1 protein-coding gene is annotated in these 245 nt (G+C 37.1%); it reads right to left on the bottom strand.

What is annotated here, in order from left to right:
- Positions 1–245: type IV secretion system protein (locus ACFINL_RS09860; protein WP_375651505.1), on the bottom strand; the 245-nt coding region annotated here is incomplete at both ends.

Genomic DNA, 245 nt, shown 5'->3' with positions numbered 1-245 from the left:
TAATTGTGTATTATCGAGTGGATTTGTTATGAGCGCTTTTGATAACTCATAGGGCATTTGTGTTATCAAATTGGCAATTTCATTTTGATAAAGTCCTGTGGTAAGAGCTATTGAAGTAATAATACTTATCCGTAGGAAACGATTTACAAATCCGGAGAGAGGCATATCTATAGCGCCCCGAATGATGAGCCAACCATAGATGATGAAAGCGATTGTGATACCGATTGATACAAAGGGTGTAATTG

Origin of the sequence: Bartonella sp. AA78NXGY (assembly GCF_042197005.1) — a bacterium.
Taxonomy (GTDB): domain Bacteria; phylum Pseudomonadota; class Alphaproteobacteria; order Rhizobiales; family Rhizobiaceae; genus Bartonella.
This window is presented reverse-complemented; position numbering and strand designations above follow the sequence as displayed.